The sequence below is a fragment of the Paenibacillus antarcticus genome (genome assembly GCF_001637225.1).
Taxonomy (GTDB): domain Bacteria; phylum Bacillota; class Bacilli; order Paenibacillales; family Paenibacillaceae; genus Paenibacillus_AQ; species Paenibacillus_AQ antarcticus.
The window spans coordinates 88576-109802 of sequence record NZ_LVJI01000012.1; the positions used below are offsets into that span (position 1 = coordinate 88576).

The window sequence follows — 21227 nt, forward strand, 5'->3', positions numbered from 1 at the left end:
ATGCGCCTACCTTTTTCCAATATTAGATTACTCTTCACATCTCTCGAAATAATTGGCCTACCTTTTCCGATTGTAAGATTCTCTCCATTTCTAGTAACAATGGTAATCGGATTTCCTTCTGCTGAAGTGCAAAATCAATGGTCGTTACAATAAAACCCAATTTTTCACCAACATCAAACCGATCACCAACAAACTCATATGCAATACCACCCTGAAGCGTAATTAATTTCTGAATCGCATCCGTCAACTGTATTTCACCACCATAGCCAGCTTCTAGGTGTTCAAGAATATTGAAAATTTCAGGTGTAAGAACATATCGTCCCATAATAGCTAGATTCGAGGGTGCATTTTTAGGGGTAGGTTTCTCAATGACACTCCTTAATGAATAGGTTCGACCCGTGTTTCCCAATAAACCAATGGGATCAATAATACCGTAGCGATGGCTCTGCTCACGTGGCACCGGGGCGACACCTAACACAGAACATCCGTGTTGCTCATATTGGCTTACTAACTGCCCAATGCAAGGAATGTCTGAACGAACGATATCGTCTCCTAATAGCACCGCGAAAGGCTCATTTCCGATAAAATTACGTGCACACCAAATGGCATGCCCTAACCCTTTAGCTTCCTTTTGACGAATATAATGAATCTCTACTTTCGAGGACCTGCGCACCTGCTCCAACAAATCCAATTTCCCATTTTCCATCAAATTATGCTCTAACTCAAACGCATTATCGAAGTGATCTTCAATCGCCCTTTTTCCTTTGCCCGTTACGATGATGATATCTTCAATCCCAGCAGCTATCGCCTCTTCTACGATATATTGAATCGTGGGCTTATCAACTATGGGCAGCATCTCTTTAGGCATGGCCTTTGTTGCTGGTAAGAATCGTGTGCCCAGCCCAGCGGCTGGAATGATCGCTTTTTTCACTTTACCCACTGGTGGATCCTCCTCAGATGTTTTAATCGCTTTGCTATGATGTTTTAATAAGTCATTTACTTCTGCTTGATTATCCATCAGAGATGAAAGTATGAGCTATAGTGTCAGGTCACAACATAGGTCATACTTCCATCCCGAAATATAAAAAAATAGGGGCATTAAACCCACCCTCACACCACACTTCCGACGATGATCGTCTAAGGTACATTCATACCCACAGCATGATCGAGTGTCTACCGTGATAAAGGTATAGTAGACATGACCTTATAAATAACAATGATATTCGCTTATTGTTTATTCCCGATGACTATAGTAGTTATATTGATTCGACTCAGATTTATTTAACTTTTTCTTATTTATTACGACACCAATGATATGTGCCTTCACGTGTTCTAACCTCTCTTTAGACTTCTGGATATACTCTTGCTTCACTTTACCGGCTTGCACAACAAGAATGACTCCATCGCATATCGAAGCAACAATAATTCCATCTGCAACAGCCATAATCGGGGAAGTATCTATTAGGATGATGTCGTAATCTCCCTTCCAACTTTCAACAATCTCATGCAATCTGCCTGATGAGAGTAACTCTGTCGGATTAGGTGGAATGGGCCCCGCAGTAATAATCGATAGATGGTCTATATCTGTGACCCGAATGACCTCATCTGCTGAACATTGATACGCTAAGATATTGGATAATCCAGTGCTATTCGTTAAGTGAAAAATATCTTGTACCGAAGGATGTCTTAGATCCGCATCAATCAGTAACACTCTCTTTCCTTCTTGGGCATAGGATACGGCCAGATTGCTAATGGTCGTCGTCTTACCCTCACCTGCTTGTGTTGATGTGACTGCCATCACTTGAAGCTTATGTTTCCAACTTGAGAATTGAATATTTGTCCGCACATTCCTATACCCTTCTGATATAGGAGACCTGCGATTGATATTCATAATTAATTTGGGATTATTGGCTGACCGACGCATATTTTTCACCCGCCTGTTCTTTTGATCGACTTCTTGATCTTTTTCTTAGATCCTTCTTCTTGATTTTTTGAATTGTACCTAACGTAGTTAGTCCCAAGTAACGTTCAACGTCTTGTTCATTTTTTATTGTGTCATCCAAATACTCGATGAGTAAAACAATCCCTATTGCCAACATGAGCGAAGCTACAAATGCTATCACTATATATATTTTCACCTTCGGACTGACAGGTTGCACATCAAGCTGAGGCTTCGCGAGATCCAAGATTGAGATATTATCCACTTTCATAATGTGAGGGATTTCATCTTTAAAAACTTTTCCAATCGCATTTACAATTTGCATGGCCTGTTCATAATTTGAATCTCTTATTTGCAATGTGATAATTTGAGAGTTTTGCGTTGTGATCACTTTAATTCGCTCCATCAAATCCTCGGATGAGACTTTTAATTCCGGATAACTCTTTACAACCTTATCCATAATCGTTGCGGAACTGATAATCACTTTATACGAGTTGATAAGCAAGATATTAGAATTAATCTGATTCATATCAAGTGTCGGTTTACCTTCGCTATCCATATTCGACTTATTAATGATGAGTGTACTTGAGGCTTCATATATTGGAGTCGTAAAGTATATAGTGTAGATTCCAACACTCGATGAACAAAGAATTACAAATACGATAATCATCCACAGTCGCTTTCTTATCATGCTTATCAATAACTTTAGCTCCATCATGATCTCCCCTTAAGCGTGTTATTTCCTCTATAGAAATCTATGAGAAAATCTTAATTTTCATTTTTCTTTGATTTTTTTCAGTTAGCTAGTTGTATATCGCAGCTCTTTGAAGTTATAATGATACAAAATGTATCAAAGGTACATTGTTAATTTACGATACAATTTGTATCATGTCAAGTTGTTTTTACCCTTTATTGAATATTATGGTTGATATGCTTAGGGAGGAAGATGGATGAAGATTGGGAATCGAATTGCAGAATTGCGAGAGCAGAAAGGATGGACGCAAGAAGAATTATCTACCCTTATTGGGATCAGCCGAGGGGCATTGTCACACTATGAGAAAAGCAGAAGAAACCCAGACTTCGAAACACTTACACAACTAGCAGATATCCTTCAAGTTTCAATTGATTATTTGATTGGTAGAAAGAATTTATCTCAGAACACCGTTGATCCGCCATTACAGGAGTATGCAGAATAAGGATTAGATTTCATTAACAAAAAAATAACAAAACAAAATAAGCTGCCGCTATATTAGCGACAGCTTATTACATTTAACTTATAATCCATGAGATTACAAATATATACGTTTATTTTCTTTGCCTGATTGATAAATTCCAGCGATCATTTCCTGTGTCTTGAGCGCTTCTTTTCCATCAATATAAGGAATTTGTCCATTCTTCAACGCTTCATAGTAATCAGAGATTTGTTTCAAATGACTGACACCCCAGTACATTTTCACACCTTCGCCATAATCTACTACTTCATTAGGATCCTTATCCCTCGAAATTTCTGTGCCATCATTGTATTTAATTGTCGCTTTTTCAGCAACCATCTTAGCAACACCCTTAGCACAGTGAATCTCAATCTCCACTGGAGCATCATAGCTATAGTAATTGATTGCGAAGAATCCACCAAATATACCGTTCTTAAATTTCATAACACCCTCAACACTATCTTCAACTTCAATAGCTTCATGAGCACGGTTACCAATTTGAGCATCAACATATTCTATTTCCTCACCTACGAACCAACGCATCAGGTCCATCGTATGAATGGCTTGGTCAATCAGAACACCGCCACCCTCTTTCTCCCATGTACCTTTCCAATCACTTAAGCTGTAGTATTCGTCAGATCGGTCCCATGTTACCGAACATTTAGCGCCGAGTACAGGACCCAAGCTACCGTCTTGAATCGCATTCTTAATCAGCTGTGACCCTGGATTATAGCGATTTTGAAATATGACTCCTAGTGTTACGCCATTAGTCTCACATCGTTCCACCATTTCACGAGCGTCTTCTGTACTTATACTCATAGGTTTCTCTGTCAGTATATGTTTACCCTTGCTTGCCGCGTACGCCGTCATCGGTGCGTGTAAATAATGTGGCGTACATATATGTACAACATCAATTTCTTCTTTATCTAACATTTCTTCATAACTCGTATAGAAATTACAATTGTATTTAACCGCAGCTTGTTTAGCCCGATCTTCCTTGTTATCACATACAGCGACAAGTTCTGCAACATCAGATAACTGTATTGAACTTGCATGCATGGGGAAAATGTTACCGCATCCAATAATAGCTACTTTAAATTTTTTCATGTATAATCTCTCCTCAAGTTAATAATTCATGTTATTATGTCATGTTAATTTGTATGAATAATTAATTCTTACGCTTGCACTGCATCTAACCAAGCTTTAGCGATAAGTGCGTGACCTGCCGGTGTTGGATGTACACCATCTTCCGCCCAGTGTGCCGGATCAATCTGTGTACTTGCTGCCGCGAACAATCCGTCTAATGGAACATATAACGTATGAAATTCACGTGCTAACTCACGTATCGCTTGGATCTTGGGATCTAAGTCTTCTCTCCACGCCTTACGGTCTTCCGGTATAGGTAAACAAAATGGTTCTACCAAAATCAATTTGGCATCTGTATGTTCATGTGTTCGTTCAATCAACTTGCGATAACCTTCATAGAACTCTTCAACAGAAGTAATTTCATGATCGTCATATCTGCGCCAAACTTCGTTTATACCAATGTATAAAGACACCCACGTCGGATTCAAGCGTAAACAATCTTCTTCCCATCTGCGATTAAGATCAATAACACGATTACCACTGACTCCTCGATTAAGAAACTCAATCTTCTTATTTGGGTATTTACGACCCATTTCAGCAGCGGCTAGAAAAGCATACCCAGAGCCTAAACTCCCTTTATTTAAATAGTCTCTTCCACAATCCGTAACACTATCTCCTTGAAAAAGAACAATGGCATTATTGTCAATGATAGTCAAATTAATCCCCCACTCTCTTAACGATTATGTATTGCGATAGTAAAAAAAAGCCTATTGAGCAATTCCAACGGGCTTCATCGAATATGAACTATTTACGCAAACGAAGGTTTGTGATCATTTACATTCCCACTAAGCACTTTAACATACTCTTTATCGCTTCCTTCAACAGAAGGACCTATAAACAGTGCTTTCCCTTGAAATTTACGAGCACTCATCCGATTGGCTCGGGATACTGATCTTCCTCTAGCTAGTGTTACATTTCTAATTGTTTCATCCTTCGCCACCCAAGGGCCTCTGGCGGGTAAATCTTGATGAGATTGACGAAAGCTGTCGTTATTATTCATTGTGTTCCCCTCCAACTAAATGCCTTATGGTACGAAGTAATTCATCATTAAAAGAAACAATATCTTCTAGATTATCTTCAGGTATCATTTCAACACCCGAAATGTGCACAGAGAGAACGTGTTCCCTTCCTAAAGGATAGCATAGCACATATACGTCCGCAACTTCCTTGTGTTTAAAGAACGTCCACTTACCACTATTATATACATCAAGCACATAAATGGGTTGTGATATTTGATTCAATTCTTGAACATTAAATGGATAAAACCGACCTCTCCCTACATTTCCTCCAACTTGTCTAATCCCATCATTCCCTTTCTTTTGCCAGAAGGCTGCACCTGTGACTCGACAATGGACTGGAGAGATGAATGAATTACGAACGGCTTCGCTTAATGCATGATATTTCTGATCTTCCGAAACCGTCACATTACGATTAAATTCCCAAAAGAAATGAAGAATGCTCTGCTTTCGTTGTAATTCTTCCTCCTTCTGTTTAAGGAGCACATATGGATCTATAAAATGTTTCTCCCGTTCAATAATATCTAATATTCTTATGCAAGCGGAATTTACCGCTGCTTCATAATTACGATCATTACGACATTCATATTCCAAAATTGTTAAACCAGCAAGATCGGAGAGCAAATGAAATTGTGCAATATTCACGCCAGCAACGAGATCTTCCCTTTGTGCGACTTCTTGCGGAACGATGCAGAATACACGATTCCTTCTTAGTTTCCCCCAAAATAAACCCATTTCAAATATCGTATTATCTCTTGTAATGAATACATGTTTCCCACGAATAAGTGCAACGTCATCTGGAGAAAATACAAATATGCCATAATCACTTTGATCCAAAATACGTTCCAATGATTCCATCGTATACTCATTAGCACCAAAGGTTCCTGCAAACCAAGGTGTAACCTGAACTAATCTGCCGATTTGCGACTGAATCGCACTTGCATATCTTATGGATTCCCTTGAGGATCCAATGAATAAATTAGGTTTAATAATTTTGATAGCCAACGGCATGTTCTCCTTTACGAGAAATTAAAGAAATTCACTATCTCTCATTATATATTATTACCATTTTTTAGGGAAGTTTGTACATGTGACAAATATTCCTCCAATCCCATCTTTATCATATTGAACTCTATGGACATACACAAATAGAGCCTGTCTTCTCGGTATTATCCGAATGAAGACAGGCTCTTCGCTTTCATCAACATCCATTTATAATATTAATATGGATCCGCTGAATGTCCTTTACTTTCTGCTTCTTGAACTCCTTCTTCCGTATGAACTGCTCCTAAGGGTGCTCCAAACTCCGCATCTAATCCACTTGATTTACCTGATTGAATACCATCATTTAGCCCTAACCCTTCCGCTACCCTACGTCCATAATCCGGATCACACTTCGTGAATAAATCCGTCATTCCTTGTTGAATATGCTGAGGAGCCGGTTTCAGTGTACCTACGAGATTGAGAATGAGATCATCGCGTTCCCAATCTTCAAATGCCCTATATTGTTCACCCGCATATTTGAAATCATTCGTACGTTCAATCACTTGACGTACTAAATTACCCTCGATGTATGGTGTATACTCCTTACCTGTCTTTGTCGCTTCATGAAGACCTCCTAGTGTTGAAGGTTCATAATTAATATGCGGATTCTGACCTGGCGCCTTATCCACACGATAAGCCATTTGTCCATCGCGTTGGTTCGTAGCAATATGCTTCTTCGGAGCATTGATTGGCAACTGTAAGTAATTTGGCCCAACCCGATATCTTTGCGTATCCGAATACGAAAGGGTGCGTCCTTGTAGCATTTTATCATCAGAGAAATCTAGTCCATCCACAAGTACACCCGTACCAAATGCTACTTGCTCCACTTCCGCAAAATAATTCTCCGGATTACGATTGAGAACCATCCGTCCAACTGGAAGGAACGGAAATGTATCCGTCGGCCACAGCTTCGTGTCATCTAGAGGATCGAAATCAAGTTCTGGATGCTCATCATCACTCATGATCTGGACACACAGTTCCCATTCTGGGAAATCACCTGATTTGATTGCTTCATATAAGTCTTGTGTCGCATGATTGAAGTTCTTCCCTTGAATATCCTCTGCTTCTTGTTGGGTTAAGTTCTTGATACCTTGTTTAGGCTCCCAATGGTACTTAATCAGAACAGCTTCCCCATCTGCATTCACCCATTTATATGTATTAACTCCTGAACCTTGCATTTGCCGGAAGTTGGCTGGAATCCCCCACGGCGAGAACAAGAATGTAATCATCATCATGGCTTCGGGTGTATTCATAATAAAGTCAAAAATACGTACCCCATCTTGAACGTTCGTAACTGGATCTGGTTTAAAAGCATGAATGAGATCTGGAAACTTGATCGCATCCCGAATAAAAAACACTTTCAAGTTGTTACCTACGAGGTCCCAGTTACCCTCATCTGTATAAAACTTAACTGCAAATCCCCTCGGATCACGTAGCGTCTCAGGCGAGTGACTCCCATGAATAACGGATGAGAATCGGACGAATACAGGCGTCTCCTTGCCCTTCTCTTGAAATAGACTCGCTCGGGTATACTTCGCTATTGGTTCATTTCCAACCGTTCCGTACGCCTCAAAAAAACCATGGGCACCCGCACCACGTGCATGTACAACCCGTTCAGGAACACGTTCTCGGTCAAAATGAGTAATCTTCTCAATAAAGTGATAGTTCTCTAGCGTCGTTGGCCCGCGGCTGCCTACCGTACGCATACTTTGGTTATTATCGATAGGATGCCCTTGACGGTCTGTCAGTGTCGTATCGTCTTCACCCGTAGCCATTCGTGGATCCATGGAGCTTCCCACGCCTTGGATTGAAGTACCCGAAGTCTCAATATCCTGCATATCACTTCCACGTCTTCCCTCGTCCATCACTTAGCATAACCTCCTTTAAATGTCATAATTATCATGCACTTCAATTCAGAGAAATATGCAACAATGTAACATGCAAAGTGTCATTCATAGCCAACGATAAAGTAAAAAAACTACCACCTCAATTGAGATGATAGATTTAGAAGATAATTACTATTTCTTTGTTTTTTCACGCCATTTACTTAACCGGTCAACGGAACCTATTAAAGCTGGTATTAATATTGGCAACATCACGAAACTTAGTAAGAATAGTCCTATAATAACGGTAGTCGCTACTTCAATCAGTGTCATTACCCCTGAAGGAATTAAGGAGGCAAATGTCCCTCCAAGAATAATCGCTGCTGAGATGACTACGCCACCAATATGGCGTGCTGCATCCACAATAGCCTGAGTCGAATCATCTTCCAACTCTTTATAACGCATCATCAAGAAGATACTATAATCTACGCCTAATGCCACTATCATGATGAAGCTGAAAAATGGCACATTCCAACCCAAAGCATCCACATCGAATATATAAGTACTTAGTAATTCACTCATCCCAAGCGCAGTATAGTACGCTAGAATCAAGGAACCAATGATAAACAATGGTTTTAACAACGAGCGCGTGAGGACGATAAGGACAATTCCTATCCCTATCAACATAATCGTTGCTGTACGAGCAAAGTCACTACCTGATATCTGTTCAAGATCAATATTCTGAGATGTCTTCCCACCGATAGCTACCTCAGCATCACTTAAATCACTACCTTTTAAAGTAGCGTATATGGTTTGCTTTAAGGTCTTAACGATAGACATCGCTTCTTTCGAGTACGGGTTCACATCCAGAATAATATTCATTTGCGTAATCGTTCGATCATCTGACATATACATATCTAACGCCTTCTGGAAATCATCACTTTGGAATACATCTTGTGGAATAAAGAACCTTTCTGATGCTTGAGATTCACTCAGACCACTTAAATAGCCTTGAGCATTCATTAACCCTTCGCTAACTTCTCCCAGTCCTTTCGTACTTTCAGACAGACCGGTTTGTAATGTCTCCATCTGGTCAGATAAATCAGTAAGTCCTGATAATAGCTGTTGCTGCCCATCATTGATTTGAGTTAATCCTGTTTCAAGTTGTGGCATCTTATCCGCCATTTCACTTGAACCATTTGCAGCTGTTTGAATACCTTCTTTTAAAATAACTGAACCTTCATGCAGCTGATTCACACCCGCCTGCACTTTAGAATAACCAGCATCCACTTGTTCAAGAGAAGCATTAGCCGCCTTAAATGACGCAATCGCTGAATCATACTTTTTCGTTAAATCACTCAACTTCGTTGATAGTTCCTCCAATTGCTGTTTTCCACCCGTTGCAATCCTAAGAGAGCTCTGGACATTCACATTCTCACTTAGTTCAGGGTTGGTATCCAACAGGTTGGTCATAGATTTCTCAATTTGTTCATACCCTTGGCTGGCCCCATCTATCGCTTTACCGATAGTACTAAAATGTTCGCTGAAAGATGCTAAACCACCATGAAGTTCAGAATACCCTGCGAGCAATTTAGATGTTGAGCTTGATAGCACTTTCATGTTCGTGTTTATCGAGGCTAAGCCGGCATTTAATTCTTTCGCACCTTTCGCTCCGTCGTTCATACCATTCGTTAACTTATTCAGTGCTTCCCCAAGAGCAGAGACACCATTCTTCACTTCAGTTGTACCATCGATAAGTTTCTGTACGTTATCAACACCACTTGTTCCTGACTTATTAAATTTCTCTTCAGCAGAAGATAAACCCTCATTTATTTTCCCAACACCAACGTTGGCGTCACCAAGTCCATCATTAAGTACTTTGGCCTGGTCATTAATATATAACTCACTTATTTTGTCACCTGCTGGACGAGTCGAGGTAAATACTTTCGATACCCCATCTACATTAGAAATCGTCTCAGCTAATTCATCTAATACCTGTAAAGTCTTCGCATTATCTAAAGGTTGATCCGATCGTATAACAAGCGCTGAAGGTGATGAGAAGCCTAATGAATAATGATCTTCGATCACATTGATCCCTTGCTTGGACTCGTACCCATTATCTACTTCAAGTAAATCATTATAGCTAAGTGAATCACTGTACTTCACTAAAAAAGGAATACAAATGATAGCAACAAACAGAAGAGATACTAAAGGTCTTGTAACAGACGTCTTAGCTAAGAATGCCCATATTTTACTATCTCCATGACCTTCAAAACGTTTAAGTGGCCAAAACATCTTCTTGCCTAACAACGCCATAAAGAATGGATTCAGTGTCATTAATACAAGAAGGAGGACAGCTACGCCAATTGCTACGGCTGAACTTGCTTGATATAGTCTAAATTCTGCTAATAGGAGTGCCATAAACCCGATAAATACAGCTAAGCCACTGTATAAAACTGTTTTTCCTGAGGCCTTGTATGTTTCTTTTACAGCATCAAGTACATTCTCTTGCTTACTTAGTTCTTCCTTAAATCTTGTGAAGAGGAGAATATTATAATCCGTGCCAATTCCAAATAGAATGACCACTAAGAATACTTGTGTAAAATTAGAAAACGGATAGTTAAACTTATCCACCATGTGTGCAATGATTCCCATCGATACAAGATAGGATACTCCGACTGATAGTAGTGAAACAAAAGGCACGACCGGTGAACGGAATACAAGAATCAATACGAGAATAATAAATACAATCGCGATAATCTCTGTCTTCTTAACCCCATCTTGTGTAGATTGAGAGAAATCTTCTAATACTAATCCTGTACCCGTTAAATAAGTATCCACATCATCCATATGTACGAGAGTCTTAAGTTGATCTGCTACTTCTGAGATCGTTCCCTGATCCTTGTTAACCGCAATTTGTGTTAATATCGTCGTCTGATCCTTAGATAACAATTGAGCTTCCGTCTGTTCATTATCCATGTGAGACACAATATCCGTAACCCCAAGCTGTGCCTGCTTCTCTTTCAGAGCACTAATGACATCCTCAATGTGTGTTTTCTGTTGGCCCGTTAATTTATCTTCTGTACCACTGTTAAATACAGCAATAATCTGATAGGTTCCTCCACTCTCTATACTCATCTCATCGATCATAGCTTGAGCCACGACACTTGGTGCCGTATCAGATATCGTGATTTGTCCCTTATCTCTTACTAACTGGTTCATGTCAGGCATCGTTATAACAATCACAACCGTAATCACTATCCAAAGTATAAGGGAAGTTAATCTCCAATTCTTAATCCTTTTCATCTCATCTAACCTACTTTCTAAAAATGATAATCATATTTATTATTTGTAATAAAGTTCCCTTACCGTTTCGTTTATAAAGGAAATGATGTAGGAATGAATATTCATTCCTATGATGACAAATGATAAGGATCAATGGATTCTTATCGCATTCCAACAACATTCTTCTATACTATCCAGAAGTTCTGTACTCTCTTGAATAACACCTATTCGAATTAACTTAAATAAGTGTGAGAATGCACCATACACAATTGCGATCAGCGCATCCGATGGTAATAGACACAGAACACCTTGTTCTTTACCATGTTCAATAAAGTTTTTTAGAAAATCGAGAAAATCTTGAAATATTTGTTTACTTTTTTCATCTAGATAATGCCCACTACAATGCGTATCAATGAAATGAAGCTCATGTGTATTATTCTCCGCATAATCAACCATGACGTGGAATAGCACATGAAATTGTTGGCGTACATCCGTCGTAGATTCCGGTTTGGTTGATTTGAATGCTTCTAAGAACTTGTGAATGCACTCTTGAAATAGAGCGTTTACTAGCGCTTCTTTATTCTCAAAATAGCGATAAATCGTACCTGCTCCTACTTGGGCTTTATCTGCGATCTTAGGCACCGTTGTAGCATCATATCCCCTTTCAGCGAATAAGAGTATTGCTGCGTTCAGAATATCCTCTCGTTTATTACTTGCCATGTAGCCACCTCCAGTTTTTCGGAATGAATATTCATTCATTCTATATCCAAATGAATCCAATGTCAAAATCACTTCTGTTTGTCTTACGTTATGTAGCGAATACTATAGTATAATAGAATTCCAAACCATTTTTTGAGGAGCGAGCATATCCTATGAAGATACAAATCACACCTTTAGCGCAACAGAAATTAAAAGAATCCCTTGGGAATCAACCAGGATTCTTCAAATTTTTTTTTGATACAGATGGATGTGGCTGCGACGGAATAACGGTGTTATTGATCACAGACGAACCAGACAACGGGGATATTGAAATCGATGCTGGCTCTCTTCCATTTATCATTAATGCTCAGCAAGCTATCTTCTATGAAGAGTTGATGATCCTTGACGTGGAGCGTAACTATCCTTCATACAAACTATCTAGCGATTCAACCATTTATAGTAGTAATGTGAAGACAAGAGATATGCGCGTTAATGATACAACATCCAAGTTATTATAGGAGCTACACATGAACCCGCAATTGCACATACTGTCATCGCTACCGAGCTCATCGAGACGGACTCCTCACCGTATTCCATCGCTTTCGCTGTACCTAGTGCGTGAGAAGCCGTCCCGAGTCCAATACCGATGCCAACTTCACCTTTAATTCGAAATAGCTTTAATATATAAGGTCCTCCAATGGCTCCCGTAAATCCGGCTATCATCACAAAAACAGATGTTAAGGACGATTCTCCGCCCAAATTACGCGATATTTGAATTGCTACCGGCGTAGTAATCGATTTGGGTAATAAAGAAAGCACGTATATTTTCGGGAATCCTAAAGCAATTGCCATGAATATCCCACTGAACATCCCTACAAGAAGGCCCATAAGAGTTCCACCTAAGATAATGGGAAGATTACGACGGAGAACATAGCGCTGCTTATATAGAGGATAGGCTAATGAGACGACCGCTGGCCCCAGTAGTTGGCTAATCCATTGGCCACCAATCATATACGTATCATAGGGAATCTTGAAATACAATAACAGGACAACAACAGCAAAAGAGGCTGTTAGCGCAGGCATAAGCACGGGAATGTGAAATCGTCTATACATCATCGACATCACAACATAAATGCTTACATTCATAAGAACAATTGCTACGGCAGTCATAACCATGGTCATTATTCAATGTCCCCCTTAGCCATACTCTCACTCACATTACTTCTTCTGTTCTTCCATCCTGTCAACCATTGACTTGAATGTGCAGCAGCACCAATCGTCAATACCGTACTTACGACGATGATAACGATTAATAGTAAGCCTTTTCCACTGAAAATGCCCAAATGATCCACAATACCTGCCGTAGCAGGAATGAAAAATAACGGTAGATACGTTAAAATTGCGCTCGAACCATGCTCGATCCATCTCACTGGGATTACCTTGCATAATAACAGCATAAAGAGCAGAAGCAACCCTACAATGCTTCCTGGAATCGGGATATGAAGTAGCTTCTGTATATAATCGCCAACCAGATAAAACAAATATAATAATCCAACTTGAATAATGATTCGAATGATTTTCATGATGTTGAATTCCCTTCATTAATGAGCGTATAATTTTTTATTAGTTAAATAACACGAACTCTAACAGCGTAACAGAGTTTTCATGATTTTTTCAATCGTTTTTATGTATATCGTATGAAAATACATCATCTATCAATAAAAAAAGATATTTTGGTTACTGTAATAGTTAAATAAGTACAAATTTTTGTTATAATCAATTCACATCGCTTTTTTTTCAATTCAGATATAGACAAAGGGGACGTTACCATTGACCAAAATTATTAAAACCTTAACTATTGCCGGAAGTGACTCGAGCGGAGGCGCAGGCATTCAAGCAGATTTGAAAACTTTTGAAGAATATGGAACTTACGGTTTCAGCGCACTGACAACCATTGTTACGATGGATCCAGACAACGGCTGGCACCACAATGTATATCCAATTGATGCGGCTATTGTTGCAGAACAACTGAAGACTATATTCGCAGGTGGGCCCGTTGATGCCATGAAGACAGGTATGCTCGGAAGTGTTGAAATTGTTCAAGTAACTGAGAAAGCCATTAAGAATAATCGCCAGACCAATGTAGTCATTGATCCGGTCATGGTATGTAAGGGAGAAGACGAAGTTCTGAATCCTGAGAGTGCTCATGCCATCCGCGATTTACTACTTCCATTAGCAACAGTAGTCACACCTAATCTATTTGAAGCCGGTGTCCTGTCGGGTCTTGGTAAACTCACTACAATTGAAGAAATGAAAGAAGCTGCGCGCCTAATTCATGAACTAGGAGCAAGTAATGTTGTCGTTAAAGGTGGCAAGTCGCTAGACGGAGATCAAGCGGTAGATGTCTTCTTTAATGGCTCTGATTATACGATCTTTACAGCAGACAAAATTGAGCCTGCAACAAATCATGGAGCAGGATGTACCTTTGCCGCTGCGATCGCAGGTGGCCTTGCGAATGGTCTATCGGTAGATGAGGCAATTGCGAAGGCAAAAGATTTCGTCTTAGCTGCCATTCGGAACGGTTTTGCATTCAATGAATATGTAGGACCTGTCTTCCATGGCGGATATCGCTTGGAGCAGTAGAATAATTTATTACGATTTGTATCAATAAGAAACAATGGCAGTCTAGAGGCTTAATAAGCCCTCTGGACTGCCATTTTTATTGATCAGCCATCACTATTGCGTTTGAAGACAGCGCTCCAATACGTCTTCGATCGTACTTATTTTAATTGGTTTATTAATGAAATCTATCATACCTAAGGACAAACATTGATCTTTATCGTTCTCTGATAACCTTGAAGTCACAGCTATGATATCAGGTCTGACCTGTTTCGGTATTTCCTCTACAATCAATCGTGTCGTCTCAAATCCGTCCATTTCCGGCATTTGGAGATCCATAAAGATGAGATCATATGATGAGCGCCCGAGCAAATTCATCACCTCATGACCATTCTTCGCACAATCAAAGGTATGCCCTAATTTATACAAAATACGTTCCATCAACATTTGGTGTATCGGATTGTCTTCTGCTACTAGAATGTGTAATTTGTCAGTCGAAGAAGTGATTTTATGAATGATTGTTGTATCCTCTTTTTCTATCTGAATCTGCGATGTAGATTCAGATAAGAAAAAGGACGTTGTTCTAATTGTAAAAATAAAGATTGCACCGTTCTTCACATCTTCTTGCGCATGAATATGCCCGCCCATTAATTCAACAAGGGTTTTACAAATTGCTAATCCAAGTCCAGTACCACCATACTTACGTGCCATTGAAGAATCTAATTGAGAGAACGGCTTGAACAAATCCACCATCTTAAGAGGAGGAATACCAATACCGCTATCCTTAATAACGAACTCAATCTCTAAAGCACCATTTGGAAGTGATATTGGATTAACCGTTACATAAATTCCACCGCTCTTCGTAAATTTAACAGCGTTACCAATAACGTTTATTAATACTTGTCGAAGTCGTGTGGCGTCACCAACAATGAGCTCAGGAATCTCTGCATCGATATAATACTCCATTTTCAAATCTCGTTCCAAGGTAGCTGCAGTAAATAATTCAAACGTTTCATGGAGCAAGGACTGTAACTCAAGCGGTTCCTCTTCTATTTCCATTTTGCCAGATTCCATTTTGGAGAAATCCAAAATGTCGTTAATTAAAGACATGAGTGCATCCGCACTGTTATGTATAATTCCAGCAAATCTTCTTTGTTCAGGATCAAGATCCAGTTCGAGAAGTAAGTCTGTCATCCCAATAACCCCATTCATAGGTGTACGAATCTCATGGCTCATCATGGCTAGAAATTCAGATTTGACGCGCAGGGCACTTTCCGCCTCTTCTTTCGCCTGCAATAGATCCCGATCCAACCCTTTGCGCTTCGTGATATCTCTAGCAATAACGTAAACACCGACAACTTTTACTCCAATAACGATAGGAATATTAATGACGTCATAGATAAAGGTATCGCCATAGGCATTCATCTCCTGTGTTTCATACCGCTGTACAATGCCATTCAATGATTCTTTGAAATAGTGTTCCGTGCTCTGTAAATGATTGGGGGAGGTAACCGTTCGGAAATTTAACTTTCGCTGCTTGATTTCAGCACTTGTTATCCCCATTATTTGCTCGAAAGCTGGGTTGATTGACATATAATTCCCAAGTAAGTCTAACGAATATATAAGATCTGGATGATGTTCGAACAAGGTTGCTGCGTCCCTAAATCGTTCCAACCCCTTATTACTTTGTTCCAGTTCAGCTTTGATCGCTTCTAATTCTTTTTTTTGTAGATCCAATTCAATAAATACCTTCACCTTACTTAGTAAAATATCTGTATTTACCGGTTTGAATAAGAAATCGACCGCTCCTGTTTCATAACCTTTATATACACTAGCGTCTTCTTTGTCGATAGCCGTTACAAATATAATCGGGATAAGTTTGGTCTTCTTATTACCACGGAGAATCTCAGCAAGCTCAAATCCGTTCATTTCAGGCATATTTACATCAAGTAATAATAATGCAAAATCATGCCGAAGCGCTAAACCTAAGGCTTCCATACCAGAGTGCGCTTTGTGAAATTCACAATCCAACGTATTTAATATTTTTTCCATCGCATATAAATTTTCTTCTCGATCATCTACGACTAGTATTTTGGCGATTAACTTTTCCTTTACAGCCATATTAGGCATAGGTACCCTCCTTTCTTTTCACACTTAATTAAGCAGCCATACTCGTATCAAAGATAGGAGATTGTCCGTATCTATTGGCTTCGTCATATAATCATTGGCGCCTCCATCAATACATTTCTCACGGTCACCCACCATGGCATTTGCCGTTAACGCGATAATGGGTAGCTTATTGAACTGAGGGTTCTCACGAATCCTCCGCATGGCTTCGTAGCCATCCATGACTGGCATCATGATATCCATAATAACCAACTCAATTCCCGCCACCTGATCCAGCATTTCCAAAGCAAGCTTGCCATTGTCCGCCATAAACACGTCCATTTCGTAATGTTGTAGCACCTTGGACATCGCAAATGTATTTCGTAAATCATCATCCACTAACAATATTTTCTTACCTCTTAGCGTATTATCTGCATCTCGCAACATACGATCCCTTTGGCGCTGTTCAAATGGGAATGAAATATTTACGTTATGCAAGAACAATGAAACTTCTTTCAATAAGTGCTCCTGAGAATAAGCACCTTTGATAACAATGCTATCCGTGAACTGATGTAATTCATTATATTCCGCTTCTGTCAATTCTTTACCTGTGTTGATAATAATCGGCGGTATATGTGTTTCTTTCGATTCTTCGAGTCTTGATAGTAATTCAAAACCTGTCATGTCAGGAAGTTTCAAATCGAGAATCATACAATCATAGTCTTGCAATCGTAATCTTCCTAAACCCTCAGCTCCAGTATTTACACAATGAATCTCAATTTTTTTATTCTTCAACATTTCATAAATTGCCTTCTGATTATGGATATCATCCTCAATGACAAGCACCTGTTTAATACGTTCATTTATAATGACATCAATCCTAGTGAAAATAGAATCCAAGTCAATGATACTTACCGGTTTCGAGAGAAAACTAACTGCCCCTCTCTCAAGCGAAGCTTCTCTTTCTTCTTTGCCCGTGATGATATGAACAGGAATATGCCGTGTTTCACTATCATACTTAAGTAAGTCAAGCATCTTTAGTCCACTCATATCAGGAAGATCTAGATCTAGTAATACAGCACTAGGCATATATTTCTTTATTAACTGAAGACCGCTGAATCCATCTTCCGCTACGATACATTTGAAGCCCTTCGTCTTGGATAGATGCAACAATATCTTCGCAAAATTCTTATCGTCTTCAACAATTAAGATCACTCTCTCATTTTGATGAGGTTCTATTTCTTTGCGGTCGTCAGCAATGAAAATTTTAATCCTTTGTGGGGTCATATTCTTATCATCCATTGTATCTAATAATAACTCATCCGTATGATTCACTGAGGATTCCTTCTTGGAAGAAACGATGTCCTTAAAGAATGCCCTACCGTTTATCGAATCACCCGTTGACGAGATATTCTCCATATCAAGCGGCAGGATTAAAGTAAACGTGCTCCCTATCCCCTCTTGACTCACCAGTTGGATTTCGCCACCAAGAAGCTTCGCTAGCTCCCGAGAAATGGTTAACCCCAATCCAGTTCCTCCGTATTTACGGCTTGTGGAGCCATCCGCTTGCTGAAACGATTCAAAAATCGCCTTTTGTTTATTCGGTGCGATTCCGATGCCCGAGTCCGTTACGATAAACGCCAAAGTATTATTTACGCCGAGCGCCTTATTTACAAATTGGACATTCTCTCCCGGTCGACAGACCCGTAAAGATACCGTTCCAGTGGAAGTGAATTTAAATGCATTAGACAGGAAATTAGTTAGTATTTGTTCTGTACGCTGTCCATCCGTTCTAATGCTCCACGGGGTGCCTTCTTCTATCTGCAGTTCGAACTGTAGACCTTTCTCCTGTGAAATAACATTGAATTGATATTTGAGGTTGTGGAAAATGGATTCAAGCTTCACTTCTTCTGGTATAACATTTAGTTTCCCGGCCTCTACCTTTGATAAATCCAAAATATCATTAATGAGTGTCAACAAATTCAGACCGCCACTATGAATAATTTGTGCTGACTCAATCTGATCTCCCGTCAAATTCCCCTCCAAGTTATTAGCCAGGAGTTTCGCCAAGATCAGCAAGCTGTTAAGTGGTGTCCTTAACTCGTGGGACATGTTCGCTAAGAATTCTGACTTGTAATTACTCGCTAACTCCAATTCGTTCGCTTTCACCTCAAGATCATCCTTCGACAATTGAATCATTTCATTCTGTTTGACGATATCCATGGTTTGCATTTCCAAACGTTTTGTTTTGACAGCCATCTCATCGTTAATTACTTGTAATTCCTCACTTTGAAGCTTCAATTTCTCTTCAGATAACTTCAACATGTGAGTCTGTTCTTCTAACTCTTCATTCGATTTCCGTAATTCTTCTTGTTGAATTTGTGCTTCCTCGGCTAATAATAATGCTTTTTCAGCAAGAAGCTGTGTCTCTAATAGAGATTCTTCCGTACGCTGACGGCTTGCAGCACTATTAATAATAACCCCTAAGGATGTGGACAATAATTCCAGTAGATTATGTTGTGTCGGTGTGAATGCTTTAAAGGAAGCTAGTTCTATTACGGCTACAACCTCTTCTTCGAAAATAATTGGCATCACAAGAATGGTAAGAGGTTTTCCTTCCCCAAGGCCCGAACTGATCTGAATATAATCATTCGGTACTTGAGTTAACAAAATAGGTTTCTTCTCCAATGCACATTGTCCGATCAATCCTTCTCCTAGTCGAAAACGTTGTGAAACATTTTCCCTTTCGATATAGGCATAGCTGCCCAGCAAGATAAAATCATCGATATGCTCGGAGTTTTTCCCGGTCTCTTTTACATAAAATGCACCTTGTCCTACTTCGATCAATTCAGAAATTTCAGAAATAAGCATTTTCCCTAACTTCTTCAAGTCTGTCATTCCTAATGAAAGTTCTGTCAAACGAGCCAGCCCAGCCTTTAACCAATATTGTCTTTCTTTCTCGGCTATCATTTCATGGAAGGTAAACCATACTTGTATGAGCAAAGAGAGAGACACGAATATAATTAGCAAATTAAGTAGAATTATAAAGACGAACCCGCCAAACTCTTGCCCCCTACTTTGTTCTATTTGGCTTGCTATACTTACTCCGAATTCATCTTCCACTTGCTTCATTAGATCAATCTCATCCGTTGACTGTTGGTACCAATACTGTGGATCTACACTTGAATTCTTTCCATTAACAGCGTCCAACACAAGAAGTCGAATACGATTTACCTCATTAACGACTTGCCCTTTCACGACCGACTTATGTAGACTAAGCCAATTCGGATACGCATTCGCAACAAATCTGCTGAAATCAAGCTCTCGTTCTTTTTCCAATAACAGTAGGTTATTCTTATCCGTCTCTTTTATTGGATTTACATATAAAATACGAGAAATCAGGACTCGCTCTTGGCTCAATATAAATTTGCTTTTGGAAAAGCTCTGAAATGCTGTAAGCATGCTTGCGATTTCTATATTCGAACTCGTAATTTTTATTTGATCTATCACATTAAAAAACGATCCAAACGTATCATCATAGTACGCAAGAATCGCTGTCTCATCCAATGTGTGATTGTCGATTAAATCCCGTTGATCATCAAGCTTATCCAACTTTCCTATGGCACGCATTAGATTATTCTCCATGGTGTAGTCCAGTTCACTTTTCGAAAAAGTTAGTACATATTCCTTAAGATTACCGATACTTTGATTCGAAATCTGTCGTTGACCAAGCATATTACTCCGCATAAGTTCCGATGGATCAGCATAATAACTTGATACCGTGGCCTGTTCCTTCTGAAGCTCATGGATTACGTCTAAAGCCTGTACTACAAGATTGGTCTTACTTTCTATTTGACTTAACTCCGCCCGATCGTTAAATTGGGTAACAACCGCTGTAACAGAGAAATATAACAATCCAATCATGGGAATTAGAACCATCACCATTAGCTTTGTGTTCATCTTCAAATTCTTCATCCACAACATTCCATATACCCTCTTTTCTCGCTCTAGCAAACCATATTCTATCATTTCTTACTCTGTTTCCAAATATAGTCTCTATATAAGAAGGGTAACACATTCATTAGCAACAAAGATATAAATGAATCTCTATGATTGCTATTCAACCAAATCCTATTTCGTAGGCATTGATGCCAATAATGCTCTAACGCATTTTTTTCGAAAGAAAAGAACCCGCTCACTTTGAAGTGACCCCTGTCAAGTAGACAATTAACAAAAAGCAATATTTAAGCAGCCTGAGTCCTGTATTCGTAGGGGCTCAGGTTGTTTAGTTTCTTTTGAAAGCGTTCATGGTTGTAGAAATGGATGTACTGCTTAACGG

Annotated in this window: 18 protein-coding genes; 3 read left to right on the forward strand and 15 right to left on the reverse strand. The window is 39.4% G+C overall.

The window, feature by feature from the left end:
* Positions 1-34: 34 nt before the first annotated feature.
* The 3 genes from galU to PBAT_RS08470 form a co-directional block, all read right to left on the reverse strand.
* Complete coding sequence (gene galU / locus PBAT_RS08460) at positions 35-940, reverse strand: UTP--glucose-1-phosphate uridylyltransferase GalU (protein ID WP_068648487.1); 906 nt, start codon at positions 938-940, stop codon at positions 35-37.
* Positions 941-1234: 294 nt separating this feature from the next.
* A complete protein-coding gene (locus PBAT_RS08465) occupies positions 1235-1924 on the reverse strand; it encodes a CpsD/CapB family tyrosine-protein kinase (protein ID WP_068648489.1) in 690 nt (229 codons plus the stop codon).
* Positions 1905-2657 carry a YveK family protein gene (locus PBAT_RS08470; RefSeq protein ID WP_084402907.1) on the reverse strand — a complete coding sequence of 251 codons (753 nt, stop codon included), beginning with the start codon at positions 2655-2657 and terminating at the stop codon, positions 1905-1907. The genes PBAT_RS08465 and PBAT_RS08470 overlap by 20 nt, the downstream gene beginning before the upstream one ends.
* A 232-nt stretch (positions 2658-2889) precedes the next feature.
* Here PBAT_RS08470 and PBAT_RS08475 point away from each other — a divergent pair, with 232 nt between their 5' ends.
* A complete protein-coding gene (locus tag PBAT_RS08475) occupies positions 2890-3135 on the forward strand; it encodes a helix-turn-helix domain-containing protein (RefSeq protein ID WP_068648493.1) in 246 nt (81 codons plus the stop codon).
* 93 nt (positions 3136-3228) lie between these two features.
* Here the strand turns inward: PBAT_RS08475 and PBAT_RS08480 are convergent, their stop codons facing one another.
* The 7 genes from PBAT_RS08480 to PBAT_RS08510 form a co-directional block, all read right to left on the reverse strand.
* Positions 3229-4257 (reverse strand): Gfo/Idh/MocA family protein, encoded by a 1029-nt coding sequence (locus PBAT_RS08480; RefSeq protein ID WP_068648495.1) that lies wholly within the window; start codon positions 4255-4257, stop codon positions 3229-3231.
* Between the two features lie 68 nt (positions 4258-4325).
* The gene (locus PBAT_RS08485; protein ID WP_068648497.1) at positions 4326-4952 is read right to left on the reverse strand and encodes an SGNH/GDSL hydrolase family protein; all 627 of its coding nucleotides are present in this window, start codon (positions 4950-4952) and stop codon (positions 4326-4328) included.
* Between the two features lie 92 nt (positions 4953-5044).
* Positions 5045-5296, reverse strand: coding sequence for a hypothetical protein (locus tag PBAT_RS08490; protein WP_068648498.1), 252 nt, complete (start codon positions 5294-5296; stop codon positions 5045-5047).
* The gene (locus PBAT_RS08495; protein WP_068648500.1) at positions 5289-6323 is read right to left on the reverse strand and encodes a TIR domain-containing protein; all 1035 of its coding nucleotides are present in this window, start codon (positions 6321-6323) and stop codon (positions 5289-5291) included. The genes PBAT_RS08490 and PBAT_RS08495 overlap by 8 nt, the downstream gene beginning before the upstream one ends.
* 209 nt (positions 6324-6532) lie before the next feature.
* Complete coding sequence (locus PBAT_RS08500; RefSeq protein WP_246168867.1) at positions 6533-8143, reverse strand: catalase; 1611 nt, start codon at positions 8141-8143, stop codon at positions 6533-6535.
* 231 nt (positions 8144-8374) lie between these two features.
* Positions 8375-11485 (reverse strand): MMPL family transporter, encoded by a 3111-nt coding sequence (locus PBAT_RS08505; RefSeq protein WP_068648505.1) that lies wholly within the window; start codon positions 11483-11485, stop codon positions 8375-8377.
* A 129-nt stretch (positions 11486-11614) separates the two neighbouring features.
* A complete protein-coding gene (locus tag PBAT_RS08510; protein ID WP_068648507.1) occupies positions 11615-12184 on the reverse strand; it encodes a TetR/AcrR family transcriptional regulator in 570 nt (189 codons plus the stop codon).
* Positions 12185-12336: 152 nt separating this feature from the next.
* Between PBAT_RS08510 and PBAT_RS08515 the strand changes: the two genes are divergently transcribed.
* Positions 12337-12681 (forward strand): iron-sulfur cluster biosynthesis family protein, encoded by a 345-nt coding sequence (locus PBAT_RS08515; protein ID WP_068648508.1) that lies wholly within the window; start codon positions 12337-12339, stop codon positions 12679-12681.
* Here the strand turns inward: PBAT_RS08515 and PBAT_RS08520 are convergent.
* On the reverse strand, positions 12653-13345 hold the full coding sequence (locus PBAT_RS08520; RefSeq protein WP_068648509.1) for an LrgB family protein: 693 nt from the start codon (positions 13343-13345) through the stop codon (positions 12653-12655). The two genes, PBAT_RS08515 and PBAT_RS08520, sit on opposite strands and share 29 nt — an antisense overlap.
* Complete coding sequence (locus PBAT_RS08525) at positions 13345-13746, reverse strand: CidA/LrgA family protein (protein ID WP_068648510.1); 402 nt, start codon at positions 13744-13746, stop codon at positions 13345-13347. The genes PBAT_RS08520 and PBAT_RS08525 overlap by 1 nt, the downstream gene beginning before the upstream one ends.
* Before the next feature lie 247 nt (positions 13747-13993).
* On the opposite strand from PBAT_RS08525, the gene thiD reads away from it, so the two are divergent.
* The gene (gene thiD, locus PBAT_RS08530) at positions 13994-14806 is read left to right on the forward strand and encodes a bifunctional hydroxymethylpyrimidine kinase/phosphomethylpyrimidine kinase (protein WP_068648511.1); all 813 of its coding nucleotides are present in this window, start codon (positions 13994-13996) and stop codon (positions 14804-14806) included.
* A 93-nt stretch (positions 14807-14899) separates the two neighbouring features.
* Here thiD and PBAT_RS08535 read toward each other — a convergent pair whose 3' ends face one another.
* From PBAT_RS08535 to PBAT_RS24695, 3 genes are all read right to left on the reverse strand, one after another.
* Positions 14900-16912 carry a response regulator gene (locus PBAT_RS08535; RefSeq protein ID WP_068648513.1) on the reverse strand — a complete coding sequence of 671 codons (2013 nt, stop codon included), beginning with the start codon at positions 16910-16912 and terminating at the stop codon, positions 14900-14902.
* A 24-nt stretch (positions 16913-16936) separates the two neighbouring features.
* A complete protein-coding gene (locus PBAT_RS08540; protein ID WP_068648514.1) occupies positions 16937-20872 on the reverse strand; it encodes a response regulator in 3936 nt (1311 codons plus the stop codon).
* A gap of 260 nt (positions 20873-21132) precedes the next feature.
* A partial coding sequence (locus tag PBAT_RS24695) for an IS3 family transposase (RefSeq protein WP_157091304.1) occupies positions 21133-21227 on the reverse strand: 95 nt, incomplete at its 5' end.